Below are 13,947 nucleotides of genomic sequence, written 5' to 3'. Positions count from 1 at the left end.
TCTCGCGAGAATCAGGTCTGCCGACTCAGCGGTCGAGCACGAGCCTGCCGGACGAGCACCGGCCGACGCAGATCATCATGCTCCTGCCCGCCGCGCGCTCCTCCTCGGTCAGCACCGAGTCGCGGTGCTCGGGCGTGCCGGCGAGCACCCGGGTCTCGCAGGTGCCGCAGTAGCCCTTCTCGCAGTCGTAGGAAACTCCGGGGATCGCGTCGCGGATGACCTCGATCAGCCGCTTGTCCGGCGGCACCTGCAGGGTGACGCCGCTGCGCGCGAGGTGCACCTCGAACGCGGTGTTCTGCGCCGGGTCGAACGCCACCTCGAGCTCGTCGCCCGCAGTGAACCGCTCGATGTGCAGCCGGTCGGCGGCACCGTGCGCGGCGCACGCCCGCTCGACCGCGGCGAGCATCGGGGCCGGGCCGCAGCAGTAGACCGCGGTGTCCGGGCCGCCCCCCTTGAGCAGCGCGTCCAGGTCGGGCAATCCCGCCTCGTCCTGCGGCAGCAGGGTGAGCCGGTCGCCCGCGGCGGCGCGCAGCTCGTCGACGAACGCCATGGACGAGCGGGTGCGGCCGCCGTAGACGACCCGGAAGTCGGCACCCCGCGCGGCGGCCTCGCGCACCATCGCCAGGATCGGCGTCACGCCGATGCCGCCGGCCAGGAACAGGTAGTCCGGCGCGTCGACGAGCGGGAAGTGATTGCGCGGCCCGCGCACCGTGAAGGTCGCGCCCGGTGCCGCCAGCGCGTGCAGCTCGGCCGAGCCGCCGCGGCCGTTCTCCTCGCGCAGCACGCCGATGCGCCAGCCGTGCTCGTCGGCCGGGTCGCCGCACAGCGAGTACTGCCGCAACCGGCCGGACGGCAGCCGCAGCTCGACGTGCGAGCCGGGTGCCCAGGCGGGCAGTGGCGTCCCGTCCGGGTGTGCCAGCCGCAGCGCGAGGACGCCGTCGGCCGAGGTGGCCACGTCGGTGACGGCAAGCGTCTCGGTCACGGCGAGCCGGCGGACGGCACCGCCGTCGGCCCCGAGCCGCTGCCCGGGCGGGAACACGATCGGGATCGCGTCCCAGCCGGACTGGTTGCCCCGCGTGGGGTAGGCGACCAGGCCGTCCTCGAGCACCTCGTAGTCCGGCAGCCGGGTCAGGACCTGGGTCATCATCTCGCGGAACATCGCCCGGGCCAGGTGCGCGCCAGCGCAGCGGTGGCTGCCGATCCCGAACGCGAGGTGCCGGCTGGCGTCCCGGTCCAGCCGGACCTCGGTCGGCTCGGCGAACACCGCCGGGTCGTGGTTGGCGGCGACCCAGGGGATGAGCACCCGCTCGCCCGCGTGCATCGGGCAGCCGCCGATCTCGACGTCGGCCCGCACCGTCCGGGCCATCGACTGCGACGGCGAGAACGCGCGCAGGAACTCGTCGGTCGCGCCGTCGAGCAGGTCCGGCGATTCGATCAGCCGGCGCTTCTGGTCCGGGTGCCGGCTCAGGTGCACCAGCACCGAGCCGGTGAGCGAGGTGGTGGTGTCCACGCCGCCGGCGATCAGCAGCCCGATGACCGAGACGAGTTCCTCCTCGCCCAGCGGGGTGCCGTCCGGGTGGCACGCAGCGGCCAGCACGCTGACCGCGTCCTCGCGCGGTTCGGCACGGCGCTCGCGGATCAGCTCGCGGATGCGCTGGTCCATGTAGGCCAGGCCCTCGGCGCCGCGCGAGGCGCGCGGCGTGCCGGCGACGGCGGCGAAGATGTCGTGGATCGGGCCGGCCAGCTTGGGCCAGTCCTCCGCCGGGAAGCCCAGCCAGTCCAAGGTGACCGCGGCCGGTAGCGGGTTGGTCAGGTCGCGGACCAGGTCGGCCGAGCCGAACTCGATGAACTCGTCGACGACGCGGGTGGCGTGCCGGGCGATCATCGGGACCAGCTTGGCGATCTCGCCCTGCGTCAGCAGCGGGTTGATCAGGTCGCGGTACTGGCCCGAGCGCGGCGGGTCCAGCTCGAGCGGGTACTGCTCGATGCCGGCGCCGCGCGGGATGACGATCGCGGTGCCCTCGCCGCCCGCGACCTCGCGCGAGCAGGAGAAGTTCTCGTCGTCGCGGGCGATCCGGGCGATGTCGGCGTACCGGGTCGTGTAGTGGAAACCGCCGTGCGCGTCGGTGTGCCCGACCGGGCACTGCTCCCGGAACCGCGCGTAGTAGCCGATCGGGTCTTCGTTGGCGGCGTCCGAATGGTGGTCGAAACCGGTGGTGGTGGTCATGGCTGGCACGCTCCACGTGCTTCGTGCTGGTGCGCGGTGTTGTCCGGCCGCGCCACCGGGGTGGTGCTCGTGTGCGGCAGCATAACCCGGGACGCGATGCGAGACAACGTCTCGCATGAGCGTGGTGGTCAGCCGGCGAAGGTTCGCGCGGGCTGGCCGCGGACGCCGACGTCGACCTTGAACACCGCGCCGGCCAGGCCCACTTCGTGCTGCGCGGCATCCGTGCCGATCGTGGTGACGTACAGCTGATCGAGCCGCGGACCGCCGAAGGTACACGCGCTGACCCGCTTCACGCCGAACTCCAGCACCGCGTCCAGCCGCCCGCTCGGTGCGTACCGGTGCACCGCGCCGCCGCTCCACAGCGCCACCCACACGTAGCCCTCGGTGTCGACGGCCAGCCCGTCCGGCATCCCGCGGTCGGTGTCGATCCGGACGAAGGGACGCCGGTTGTGCAGGCCGTGCTCGGCGTCGTGGTCGAACGCGTCGATCGTGCCGGCGAGCGTGTCGGCCAGGTACGCGGTGCCGCCGTCGACCGTCCAGTCCAGGCCGTTGGACACGCCGAGGCCGCCGAACAGCCGGCGCACCGACCCGTCCGGGGCGAGCCGGAACAGCGCACCGCGACCGGCGGCGTAGTCGGTACCCATCGAGCCGCACAGGAAGTTGCCCTGCGGGTCGCAGCCGCCGTCGTTGAACCGGACGTCCTCCTCCGGCCAGACCGGGGCGAACGCGCGCAGCGGCGCGCCCCACCCGTCGGCCAGCGCGAAGCTGCGCTCCAGCGCCAGCACCAGCCCACCGTTGCGGCGCGGTCGGATGGCGGTGACCTGCGGCGCGACGTGCCAGCGGCGCACGCCCCCGTCCGGATCGAGCGCGAGCACGTCGCCGGCCGTCAGGTCGATCCAGTGCAGCCCGCCCCAGCCGTCCGACCAGACCGGGCACTCGCCGTGCCGGCTGAGCGGGCCGGTGACCTGCTCGATGTCCGGCATGCTCAGCGGTCGCCGACGAAGCGGTCCGGCAGCCCGCCGACGGTGCCGGCGACGCGCGCGCCCGGGGCCCGGTACGGGTGCTCGGCGGCGACGTCCTCGGCCAGCCGGACGCCCAGGCCGGGGCCGGACGGGATCGCGATGCTGCCGCCCTCGATCGCGTCCGGGCCGAGCGGCGCGCCGACGCCCAGGGCGTCCCAGGCCGGGATCAGGCTGAGCGGGTACTCGATCGCGCGGATCGCGTGCACCGTCGCCGCGAGCGCCAGGTTGGCGGCCAACGACACCGGCCCGGCGCACACGTGCGGCACGACGCGGGCGCCGTAGTACGAGGCGAGGTTCGCGATCAGCTGCGACTCGGCGATGCCGCCGCTGATCGAGACGTCCGGCTGCAGCACCTGGATCCCGCCGTTGTTCAGTGCGTCCAGCACGTCCTCGCGGCCGTACAGGTGCTCGCCGTACGCGATCGGGACGGCGGAGCGGGCTGACAAGGTGGCGATCGCGGCGCGGTTGCCCTGCGGGATGGGCTCCTCGAACCAGCGCACGCCGAGCTCGCCCAGCCGCGCGGCCACCTCGATCGCGGTCGGCAGCGTGAACGTCTCGCTGCCGTCGACCATCAGCTCCACGTCCTCGGGCAGCAGCGCGCGCAGGTCGCGCAGCGTGCGCAGGTCCTGCTGCCACTCCGGACCGACCCGAACCTTGGCCAGCCGCACGCCGCGCTCGAGCAGCGGGGCGAGCAGGTCGGCATGGAACTGCGCCGGCCCCTCGTCCAGGAAGGTCGACGAGGCGTACACCTCCACTCGCTCCCGCACCTGGCCGAGCAGCGCGCTGACCGAGCGGCCGGCCTGCTGCGCCACGAGGTCCCACAGGGCGATCTCGACGGCGCTGCGGGCCTGCACCGCGATCCACTGGTCGCCGAGCCGGCGCCGGGTCGACAGCCGGAGCCGGTCGGCGAGCGGGCCGACCGCGACGAGTTCCTGCTCGAGCAGCAGCGGCGCGTACACCTGGCTGATCACCTCGGCGAGCACGCCGGCGTACGAGCAGCCGTAGCTGTCGCAGGCCTCGCCGTAGCCGACCAGCCCGGTGTCGGTCTCGACGCGGACGAAGCAGAACGACATGGGCTCGCGGCCCAGCGGGTAGGTGACGGTGATCGGCGTGAGCGAACGGATGCGCATGCGGTGCACTATGGCCGGGTGCTACCCCGTCCGTCAATGCAAGATGACGTCTCGCGATACGAAATACAGCTGACTGTGCTCGGAGCACACCGGGCGCCCGTGAACTGGCGTGCCGCGCACGGTGCGTCCGCCGCCGGGCCGCCCTAGGTTGCCGGCATGACTTCTGTGCAGATCGGCACCGTCCAGTTCCCCGCCGTCGCGCCCGCGGACGAGACGTTCGAGGGCGAGAAGGCGCCGTGGATGTCCGGCTTCAGCAAGGACTACCAGGCGTTCCTGCAGCGCCAGGTGGACCGCGACGTCGAGTGCATCCCGGACCGGATCCTGGCCATGCTGGCGGCCTCCGACCGGCTGGTGCAGGGCATGCAGGTGACCCAGCTCGAGCACGGTCTGGAGACCGCCACGATGGCCGAGCGGGCCGGCATGGACCTGGACATCGTCGTCGCCGCGCTGTGCCACGACATGAGCAAGGTGATCTCCACGCCCAACCACGCCGCGATCGCCGCCGAGATGATCAAGCCGTTCGTCAGCGACGACGCGTACTGGATGGTCAAGGTCCACCAGGACTTCGAAGGCATCCACTACCTCGCCGAGATCGGCGTCGACCCGATGATCAGGCTGCAGCACAAGGACCACCCGGCGTACGAGCTGGCCGAGCGGTTCGCCGACGAGTGGGACGAGAAGGCGTTCGACCCGGACTACCCGATGCAGCCGCTGGAGCACTTCGAGCCGATGGTGCGCGAGGTGTTCAGCCGCAAGGCCAAGCGCCCGGACAACTGGACGCCGCTGGTGGCGGGCGTCGCCAACGCCGGGTAGCCGCGGCACACTTGCCGGGTGGATCAGCCGGCCCTGCGGGACGCCCTGGAGGCGCGCGCGCTGGCCGGCGCCGACTGGCTGGAGCTGATCGTCGCGCTGGCCGAGGCGGGCCGGTGCCCGGTGCGGCTGGCGGCGGCGGACGCCGCGCTGCTGTGCGCGGCAGGGCCGGACGGGGCGAGCTCGCTGCCCGGGGCAGAGGAGTTCGACGCGCCCCGCCCGCCGATCCTCGACGCTGCCGACGTGGCCCGCGCCTTCGCGGCTGGCTCGCCGGTCGCGGTTCGGACACTGGACGGGCTGGCGATGCGTGGCCTCGCGGTGCGCTCCGGCGGGCGGCGGGTGGGCGTGCTGCTCGTCGGGAGCGCCGGCGCGGGGGCCGAGGCACTGCTGCGTGCCGGAAGCACGGCGGTCGCGATCGTGGCCGTGCGCCGCGACGCGCAGGCCTCGGCGGTGGCCGAGACGGCGGGCTGGTTCGTCGACGAGCTGCGCTTCGGCTCGCGCCGCTCGGCCGACGAGGTGGCCGCGATGGCGCAGCGCTTCGGGGTGAACCTCGCCGAGCCGCAGACAGCGGCGGTGATCGGGTACGACGGGCCGGACCTGCGGACGTTCAGCACCGCGCTGTCGTGGGTCGAGGCGCCGATCCGGGTGGACGGCGGCCGGGCCTGGACGGTGCTCGGAGCCGATGCGCGGGAGCGGGCCGCCCTGATCCAGCGCCGGCTGCAGGCGTTCCTCGGCTCCGGGCAGGTGCTGGTCGCCGCCGGGCCGCCGGCACTGGGCGTCGAGGCGATCCGCGGCGGTTTCGAGAAGGCGGGGTTCGCGCTGCGGTTGCTGGCAGCCGGGCGGGTGCCGTCGGTGCGCGCCGCGGGCACGGTGAGCTTCGACGAACTCGGGCTGGCCGGGTTGCTGTTCGCGGTGCCGCGCGGCGAGCTGGCCGAGTACGTGGCCGCCCGGCTGCAGCCGCTGCTCGCCCACCCGGAGTTGGTCGCGACGCTGCGGGCCTGGTACGCGAGCGGCGGAAGCCGGCTCAGCGTGGCGGCAGCGGTGCACATCCACCGCAACTCGGTCGGCCACCGGATGGACCGGCTGCGCACCCTGCTCGGGGTGGACCCGACGGATCCCGCCGTCGCCGTGCAGTTGCAGACCGCCCTCGTCGCGATGGACGTGCTGGCCGCACTGGAGTGAGCTGTCGGCCCGGATCTGTCATGCGATCGTGGGGTCCTGGCACCGCGATCGCATGACACAGCGAGCGGGTCAGAACGCCAGCACGGCCTTGCCGACGCTGCCGGCCTTGACGGCCGAGACCGCCTCGTTGATCTGCGCGAACGGGAAGTAGCTGATCATCCGGTCGACCGGGAACTTGCCTTCGGCGTGCAGGTCGAGCAGCCGCGGCAGGAAGACCTGCGGCAGGCTCGCCCCGCCGATGATGCCGGTGATGGTGCGGCCGTTGAGCACGCTGCGCCACTCGAAGCTCATCGACTCGCTCGGCCCGATCCCGATCACGCCGACGGTGCCCAGCGGGCCGAGCGCCTCGACCGCGGTACGCAGCACGTCCTCGCGGCCGGTCGTGTCGATCGCGTAGCGCAGCCCGTGCGGCGCGATGTCGCGCAGCGCCTCGGCGAGATCGACCTCGGCGGAGTTCAGCACGTGCGTCGCGCCGTAGCCACGCGCGGCGGCGAGCTTGTCCGAGCTGACGTCGACGGCGATGATCGCGCCGCAGCCGCTCAGCACCGCGCCGAGGATCGCGGCGACGCCCACCGCACCGGCGCCGAAGATCGCGATGCTGGACCCGGGTTCGGGCCGCAGCACGTTCAGCACGCCGCCCGCGCCCGTCTGGAAGCCGCAGCCGAACGGGCCGACGATGCGCAGGTCGTGTTCCTTGTCGATCGGGACGACGGCGCGTGCCGGTGCCACGACGTGGCTGGCGAACGACGACTGGCCCAGGAAGTGCCCGTTGACCTCGGCGCCGCCGCGCGAGATCGCGGTGCTGCCGTCCGGCCGGCGTCCGGTGAAGTTCATCGCGTCGAACTTCAGGCAGTACGACGGCGCCCCGGTGAGGCAGTTGGCGCACGCGCCGCACGAGGTGAACGACATCGCCACGTGATCGCCCGGCTGCACCGAGCTCACCTGGCTGCCGACCGCCTCGACCACACCCGAGCCCTCGTGGCCGAGCACCACGGGCGTGGGGAAGAACTTGGCGAACTCCAGGTCGGTGCCGCAGATCCCGACGCTCGCGACCTTGACCAGCACCTCGTCCGGGCGCGGGTCCTCCAGGTCGACCTCGGTGATCGTGAACGGCGCGCCGGAGCTTTCCAGCACGGCTGCTTTCGCTCGCACAGCACTCCTCGTTCGGTTCACAACGCGAGACTCCATCTTGACATGTGCAACAGGGCCGGTCAAGGATCGTGGCATGCCTGCACTCGAGGTCCCTGCCGCCAGCCTGCTCGTCGACGGCGAGTGGACGCCGGCGCGGAACAAGGGCGAACTCGCCGTCGTCGACCCGGCCACGCACGAGCCGATCCAGTCGGTCGCGCTCGCCGAGGCGCAGGACGTCGACGACGCGGTCGCCGCCGCGCGCCGCGCCTTCCCGGCCTGGGCGGCCACCAACCCGTCCGAGCGCGGGGCCCTGCTGCACCGCTGGGCCGAGCTCATCATGGCCCACGTCGAGGACCTCGCCGCGATCGAGGCGCGTGACGTCGGCAAGCCGCTGTCCGGCGGCCGGATGAACATGTACATCACCCACGGCATCATCGACTACTTCGCCGGCGCCGCTGACAAGCTCACCGGCGTCACGCTGCCGACCCGCACGCCGGACTACCTCGGCTACACGATGCCCGAGCCGTACGGCGTGTGCGCCGTCGTGATCCCGTGGAACGTCCCCGCGGTGCTCACCGCCGCGAACGTCGCGCCTGCGCTCGCCGCCGGCAACACGGTCGTGCTCAAGCCGTCGGAGATCGCCCCCCTCGCCCCGTTCGCGCTGGCCGAACTCGCCCGCCGGGCCGGCTTCCCGCCCGGCATCCTGAACGTCGTCGCCGGGCTCGGCCCGGACGCCGGTGCGGCGCTGTCCGGTCACCGCGACATCGACCACATCAGCTTCGTCGGCTCGACGGTCACCGGCCGGGCGATCATGACCGCGGCCGCCCGCAACCTCGTCCCGGTCAAGCTCGAGCTCGGCGGCAAGTCACCCAACGTGCTGTTCGCAGACGCCGACCTGGACGTCGCGATCCCGGCCATCGTCGGCTCGATCACCGAGAACGCCGGGCAGAACTGCTACGCCGGCTCGCGGCTCGTCGTCGAGGACACCGTCCACGACGAGGTGGTCGAGCGGCTCGCCGCCGCCATGGCACAGATCCGTATGGGCGCCTGGGACGCCGACCTGGACATGGGTCCCCTGGTCAGCGCGCAGCAGTTCGACCGGGTGCGCGGCTACCTCGAACAGGCACCCGCGTCCGGCGCCCGGCTGGTGACCGGCGGTGCGGCTACCGGCGACGGCTGGTACGTGCAGCCGACCGTCTACGACCAGGTCCACGGCTGCATGCCGATCGCGCGTGAGGAGATCTTCGGCCCGGTCCTCGCGGTGCAGACGTTCAGCGGCACCCCGCAGGCCGTCGAGATCATGAACGACACCGACTTCGGGCTGCTCGCCTGCATCTGGACGAACGACATCTCGCGCGCGCTGCGGTTGGCCAAGACCGTCCGGTCCGGGCAGGTCGCGATCAACCAGTTCCACGACGCCGGCGTGATCGGCTTCCCGTTCAACATGCAGAAGGACAGCGGGTTCAGCCGCGGCGGCGGGTACGGCGCGCTGCGCGAGTACACTCAGGAGAAGGCGATCGCCGTGCGGTTGCTGGAGCGCTGAGTGCCGTGACGAGCCTGCCGGCCGTCCGGCCTGCCAGCGGCGGGACGAGTCGTGTCGCCGCCGTGGACCCGGCCGCGTTCGAGCGCGAGCTCACCGACCTGGCGCTCGCAGGCGCCGGCTGGCCCGAACTGCTCGCCCGCCTCACCGCGGCGACCGGCCGTGCCACCCGGCTGCTCACCGCCGACGGCGCCGTGCTGGCAGGCGGCCACGCCCGCGGCGGGCTGTCCCGCGCGTGCGCCGAGGCGGCCCAGCACCACCCCGCCGCCCGGGTCCGCACCCAGGACGGCTGGACGGCCCGCGCCGTGCCGGCCCGCGCGGGCGGGCGCGTCGCCGCGCTGCTGCTCATCGCCGCACCGGCGGCCGAGGCGCACGTCGCGCTCGCGCGCGCCGCGGTCACCGCGCTGTTGATCGAGTCGGTGCGGCGCAGCGCCACCGGCGCGTCCCGGTTCGGCGACGGTGCCGGCCTGATCGGCGCGCTGCGCAGCGGGGCCGGCGACGCCGCGGGCGACGGCGACGGGGTGCGGCTGGCCGCCTCCCGGTTCGGCCTCGACCTGGACCGCCCGCACTGCGCCGCCGCGCTCGCCTACACCGGCCGGCACACCCGCACCTGGGCGACCGCGCTGTCCTGGCTGGAGCGGCCGGTCGAACAGCACGGCGAGCGCGCCTTCACGCTCGTGGCCGACGCGGACGACCTGACCCGCACCCGCGAGCGGCTGGAGCTGACCCTCGGTGCGGGGACGGTGCTGGCCGCGTCCGGCCCCGACAGCACGCTGGCCGGCGGCTACGCGACCTCGTTCGCCGAGGCGGCCGCGCTGCTCGCGCACCTGAGCCGCGCGGGAACGTCCGCGCAGCTGCCGTTCGCCGACGCTGGCCTGCTGCAGTTGCTGCTGGCAGTACCAGGGTCGCGCCTGGCGTACTTCGTCCGCCACCACCTCGGCCCGGTGCTGGACCGGCCCGAGCTGCTGGCCACGCTGCGGCTGTGGCTCGCCTCCGGCGGCAGCAGGCAGGTGGTGTCCGAGCAGTTGCACCTGCATCGCAACTCGGTGGGCTACCGCGTCGGCCAGCTCAAGACGCTGCTCGGCGTCGATCCGGTGGACCCGGGGAGCAGCGCGGTGCTGCACGCCGCGCTCGTCGCGATGGATCTGCTCAACGAGGGCGAATCACCTTATTCCGAAAGGGTGTTGACAGCTGCCGACGGTTCGTCCTAGCGTCACCGGTGTCCCGCCCGGCAGGCAACAGGCCGGGCAGGGAGCGCGTCCGATGCGGCGCCGAGGAACCCGTTGCATGCCGATCAGGCGTGCAACCGCCTGGCCGGCAATCAGCCCCATTCACCAGGCAGACACGAGGTTTCGGCGATGAAGACAGTGCTCTATCGGGCGCACGGCGAGGTGGACCGGCTCGAGTTCACCGACGTCCCGACCCCACAACCCGGCCCCGGCGAGGTGCTGGTGCGGGTCGCGGCGTGCGGCTTGAATCACCTCGACGTCCTGCAGCGTCGCGGCCCCGCGCTCATCCCCGGCTACACGCTGCCGCACATCGCCGGCATGGACATCGCCGGCGTCATCGAGTCGCGCGGAGCGGGCGTCGACAGTTGCGCCGAGGGCGATCGGGTCGTGGTCAACCCGGCCGCCGGATGCGGGGAGTGCGCCGACTGCGTTCGCGGTCTGGACGGCCGGTGCGCGAGCGCGCAGGTCATAGGCGGCAACGTCGCCGGTGGCTACGCCGAGTACGTGGTCGTTCCCGCCGCCAACGTGCACCCGGTGCCCGAGCACGTGGAGCTCGCGGACGCCGCGGTCGTCCCCACCGTCTGGATGACCGCCTGGCACGCACTGGTCGCCGTGGGGCGGGTGCGGCTCGGCGAGACGGTGCTGATCCACGCCGGCGGCAGCGGGGTGAGCACGGCGGCGATCCAGCTGGCGAAGGCCGCCGGCGCCCGGGTGATCACGACCGTCGGTTCGGACGCCAAACGCGAGTACGTGCAGCGGCTCGGCGCGGACGTCGTGGTGAACTCGGCGACCGAGGACGTGGTGGCGGTCGCGCGCGCAGCTACCGAAGGACGCGGCGTCGAGGTGGTGCTCGACCACGTCGGCCCGGCGACCTGGAACGCGGGCGTCTACAGCCTCGCGCCACGCGGCCGGCTGGTGTTCTTCGGCAACACCACCGGAAACCGCGCCGAGTTCGACCTGGTGTACGCGTACCACTTCGGCCTGCGGCTGCTCGGCTCCGACCCGTACGACCGGCACGAGTTCGCGGCGATGCTGGACACCTACTGGGCGGCGCCGTTCGTGACGCCGATCGACAGCGAGTTCGCGCTGGCAGACGCCCGGGCCGCCCAGGAGCGGATGGAGTCGCGCGCGGCCACCGGCAAGATCGTGCTGCGCCCGTGACGGCCACGGTGAGCGCACCGGTGAGCCCGACGCCGGTGTGGGACGTGATCAACGGCTTCAGCAGCTACTGGGCGCTGCGCACCGCGCTGGACCTCGGCGTCTTCGACGCGCTCGCCGGCGGTCAGGCGCGCGACGGTGCCGAGCTGTCCCGCGCGGTCGGGGCCGCCGATCGCGCCCCGGTGACCGTGCTCGCCGACACCCTGATCGCGCTCGGCCTGCTCACGTCGGACGACGACGGCCGGTACCGGCTGAACGCCGCGGCCGAGCGGTACCTGACGTCCGGTTCGCCCGCGTCGATGGCCGCGCTGGTGCGCCACTCGCCCGGACCTGCGCGGTCGTGGCCCGAGCTGGCGCACACGATCCGGCGCGGCTCGCCCGATCCGTCGCTGGCCGCCGAGCTGGCCGCGTTCTACCCGGAGCTCGCGCCGGCCACCGCGCCCACCCAGGCTGCCGTGGCCGCGGCCGTCGGCCATGAACTGGAGCGCCGCGGCCGCTGGCCGGACGCACCGGTGATCGTCGACCTGGGCTGCGGGTCGGGAGCGTGGCTGGCCACGCTGCTCGCCCAGAGTCCGGATGCCACCGGCGTCGGGGTCGAGCTGCCGGACGTGCTGCCGGTGGCCGAGCGCACGGCGGCCGAGGCCGCGGTACGTGACCGGCTCACCCTGCTCGGCGGCGACTACCTGGCGGTGGCACTGCCGGTCGAGCGCGCCGACGTGGTGGTGCTCGCGCACGTGCTGCGCGCCGAGCCGGCCGAACGGGCGCAGCGATTGCTGCGGCGTGCGATCGAGCTGGCCGGTCCGGACGGCGTCGTCGTCGTGGCCGACTATCCGCGCCCCGACGACGCCACTGACGACGCCGCCACTGACGACGTCCCCGCAGCTGATCGCACCGCGGCGTGCGCGGCGGCCAAGCACGAACTGCTGCTCTCGCTCACCGTGCTGGCCTCGACGCCGGGCGCCGGGGTGACCGTCGCCGCGCTGCGCGACTGGGCGGGCGCCGCGGGCGCCGAGCTGATCACCGCGCTGGAACCGATCCCGCGCCAACACGTCTACCTCATCGCGGCTGCCGACAGGACGGAGCGCTCATGACCACCGACGCCAGCACGGAACGGGCGGACACGCTGATCCGCAACACCATGGCGGTCACCATGGACGACCAGCGCCGCGTCATCACCGACGCGGCGATCGCGATCCGCGACGACCGCATCGTCGCCGTCGGCAAGACCGACGACGTGACCGCCGCCTGGCACGCAGACAGCGTGATCGAGGGCGTGCGGTTCGTGGTGACGCCCGGCCTGATCAACACGCACGTGCACATCACCGGCGAGCCGCTGACCCGCGGCTTCGTCCCGGACGACACCCCGTTCCTGGAGAACGTGTTCGAGTGGCTGACGCCGATCCACACGCACTACACCGAGGAGGACGAGCACATCTCGGCACAGCTCGCCTCGCTGGAGATGCTCAAGAGCGGCACGACCTCGTTCCTGGAGGCGGGCACGATCCGGTTCATCGACCCGGTGGTCGAGGCGCTCACCGAGATCGGCATCCGCGCCCGCGTCGGACCGTGGGCCTGGGACCTGCCGCCGGAGCCGGAGGTGCTGCGGCTGACCACGGCGCAGGCGATCGCGCGGCTGCACGACACGATGGACCGGTACGCCTCGGTGGCCGACGGGCGGATCCAGGCGTGGCCGATCATCATCGGGCACACCTGCTGCAGCGACGAGCTGTGGCGGGCGGCCAAGGGCCTGTCGCTCGAGTGCGGCACCGGGATGAGCTTTCACATGTCGCCGGCCGCGATGGACCCCGAGGGGTTTCTGGCCGCGTTCGGGCAGCGGCCGATGGTGCACCTGGACGAGATCGGCGTGCTCGGCGACAACGTCATTCTGACGCATGCCGTGCACGTCGACGACGAGGAGATCAGGCTGCTCGCGAAGACCGGCACCAGCGTCTCGCACTGCCCCACGACCGCGCTGAAGGTCTCCTACGGCGTGACCCAGATCGGCAAGTTCCCCGAGATGGTCGCCGCGGGCATCAACGTCGCGATCGGTACGGACGGTAACAACGCGTCGAACTACCACGACCTGATGCGCGCGACGTACCTGGTCGCCGGGCTGTTCAAGGACGCGCGGCGGGACGCGACGATCTTCCCGGCTGAGGACGCGTTCGCGATGGCCACCCGCAACGGCGCGCGCGCCCTGCAGGCCGAGGACGACCTCGGCTCCATAGAGGTGGGCAAGAAGGCCGACCTGGTGCTGCACGACACGAACCGTCCGGAATGGCGCCCGCTGCACAACGTGGCGAACCAGCTCGTCTGGTCCGCCGACGGCCGTGGTGTGCACACCGTCTTCGTGGACGGGCGCCGCGTCGTCGACAACTATCGGTGCACCACGATCGACGAAGATGATCTGCTGCGCCGTGCGCAGGTGGCCGGCGAGGGGATCCGCGCCCGCTCCGGCCTGCCGGACCGGGCGAAGTGGCCCACGGTCTGACGCACCATCGGCGACCGCAGAGCGCGG

Annotated in this window: 11 protein-coding genes; 7 read left to right on the top strand and 4 right to left on the bottom strand. The window is 73.1% G+C overall.

Annotated elements, in window-relative coordinates:
• Positions 1–25 precede the first annotated feature (25 nt).
• The 3 genes from M6B22_RS10210 to M6B22_RS10200 form a co-directional block, all read right to left on the bottom strand.
• On the bottom strand, positions 26–2,227 hold the full coding sequence (locus tag M6B22_RS10210) for a cytochrome P450/oxidoreductase (RefSeq protein ID WP_269445657.1): 2,202 nt from the start codon (positions 2,225–2,227) through the stop codon (positions 26–28).
• Positions 2,228–2,355: 128 nt separating this feature from the next.
• Entirely contained in the window at positions 2,356–3,210 is an 855-nt protein-coding gene (locus M6B22_RS10205; protein ID WP_269445656.1) for an SMP-30/gluconolactonase/LRE family protein, read from the bottom strand.
• A 2-nt stretch (positions 3,211–3,212) separates the two neighbouring features.
• Positions 3,213–4,379, bottom strand: a complete 1,167-nt coding sequence (locus M6B22_RS10200) for a mandelate racemase/muconate lactonizing enzyme family protein (protein ID WP_269445655.1) — start codon at positions 4,377–4,379, stop codon at positions 3,213–3,215.
• A gap of 156 nt (positions 4,380–4,535) precedes the next feature.
• Between M6B22_RS10200 and M6B22_RS10195 the strand changes: the two genes are divergently transcribed.
• Positions 4,536–5,192: an HD domain-containing protein gene (locus M6B22_RS10195; RefSeq protein ID WP_269445654.1), complete on the top strand. Its 657-nt coding sequence runs from the start codon at positions 4,536–4,538 to the stop codon at positions 5,190–5,192.
• A gap of 18 nt (positions 5,193–5,210) precedes the next feature.
• Positions 5,211–6,371 (top strand): PucR family transcriptional regulator, encoded by a 1,161-nt coding sequence (locus M6B22_RS10190; protein WP_269445653.1) that lies wholly within the window; start codon positions 5,211–5,213, stop codon positions 6,369–6,371.
• A gap of 69 nt (positions 6,372–6,440) precedes the next feature.
• On the opposite strand, the gene M6B22_RS10185 is transcribed toward M6B22_RS10190, so the two are convergent.
• Entirely contained in the window at positions 6,441–7,523 is a 1,083-nt protein-coding gene (locus M6B22_RS10185; protein WP_269445652.1) for an NAD(P)-dependent alcohol dehydrogenase, read from the bottom strand.
• Between the two features lie 73 nt (positions 7,524–7,596).
• On the opposite strand from M6B22_RS10185, the gene M6B22_RS10180 reads away from it, so the two are divergent.
• The 5 genes from M6B22_RS10180 (at position 7,597) to M6B22_RS10160 (ending at position 13,920) form a co-directional block, all read left to right on the top strand.
• Entirely contained in the window at positions 7,597–9,045 is a 1,449-nt protein-coding gene (locus M6B22_RS10180) for an aldehyde dehydrogenase family protein (RefSeq protein ID WP_269445651.1), read from the top strand.
• A 5-nt stretch (positions 9,046–9,050) separates the two neighbouring features.
• On the top strand, positions 9,051–10,253 hold the full coding sequence (locus tag M6B22_RS10175) for a PucR family transcriptional regulator (RefSeq protein ID WP_269445650.1): 1,203 nt from the start codon (positions 9,051–9,053) through the stop codon (positions 10,251–10,253).
• Positions 10,254–10,400: 147 nt separating this feature from the next.
• Positions 10,401–11,432, top strand: a complete 1,032-nt coding sequence (locus M6B22_RS10170; protein WP_269445649.1) for a zinc-binding dehydrogenase — start codon at positions 10,401–10,403, stop codon at positions 11,430–11,432.
• A complete protein-coding gene (locus M6B22_RS10165; RefSeq protein WP_269445648.1) occupies positions 11,429–12,520 on the top strand; it encodes a class I SAM-dependent methyltransferase in 1,092 nt (363 codons plus the stop codon). Before M6B22_RS10170 ends, M6B22_RS10165 begins: the two co-directional genes overlap by 4 nt.
• Positions 12,517–13,920, top strand: coding sequence for an amidohydrolase family protein (locus M6B22_RS10160; protein WP_269445647.1), 1,404 nt, complete (start codon positions 12,517–12,519; stop codon positions 13,918–13,920). The genes M6B22_RS10165 and M6B22_RS10160 overlap by 4 nt, the downstream gene beginning before the upstream one ends.
• Positions 13,921–13,947: the final 27 nt, after the last annotated feature.

This window comes from Jatrophihabitans cynanchi, assembly GCF_027247405.1.
In the GTDB taxonomy this organism is placed as follows: Bacteria; Actinomycetota; Actinomycetes; order Mycobacteriales; family Jatrophihabitantaceae; genus Jatrophihabitans_B; species Jatrophihabitans_B cynanchi.
The sequence above is the reverse complement of the archived record's forward strand: the minus strand, read 5'-3'. Positions and strand labels throughout refer to the sequence as shown.

Coding starts and splice junctions, on each gene's coding strand:
- M6B22_RS10210 (WP_269445657.1), bottom strand. CDS start 2,227: ATGACCACCACCACCGGTTTCGACCACCATTCGGACGCCGCCAACGAA.
- M6B22_RS10205 (WP_269445656.1), bottom strand. CDS start 3,210: ATGCCGGACATCGAGCAGGTCACCGGCCCGCTCAGCCGGCACGGCGAG.
- M6B22_RS10200 (WP_269445655.1), bottom strand. CDS start 4,379: ATGCGCATCCGTTCGCTCACGCCGATCACCGTCACCTACCCGCTGGGC.
- M6B22_RS10195 (WP_269445654.1), top strand. CDS start 4,536: ATGACTTCTGTGCAGATCGGCACCGTCCAGTTCCCCGCCGTCGCGCCC.
- M6B22_RS10180 (WP_269445651.1), top strand. CDS start 7,597: ATGCCTGCACTCGAGGTCCCTGCCGCCAGCCTGCTCGTCGACGGCGAG.
- M6B22_RS10170 (WP_269445649.1), top strand. CDS start 10,401: ATGAAGACAGTGCTCTATCGGGCGCACGGCGAGGTGGACCGGCTCGAG.
- M6B22_RS10160 (WP_269445647.1), top strand. CDS start 12,517: ATGACCACCGACGCCAGCACGGAACGGGCGGACACGCTGATCCGCAAC.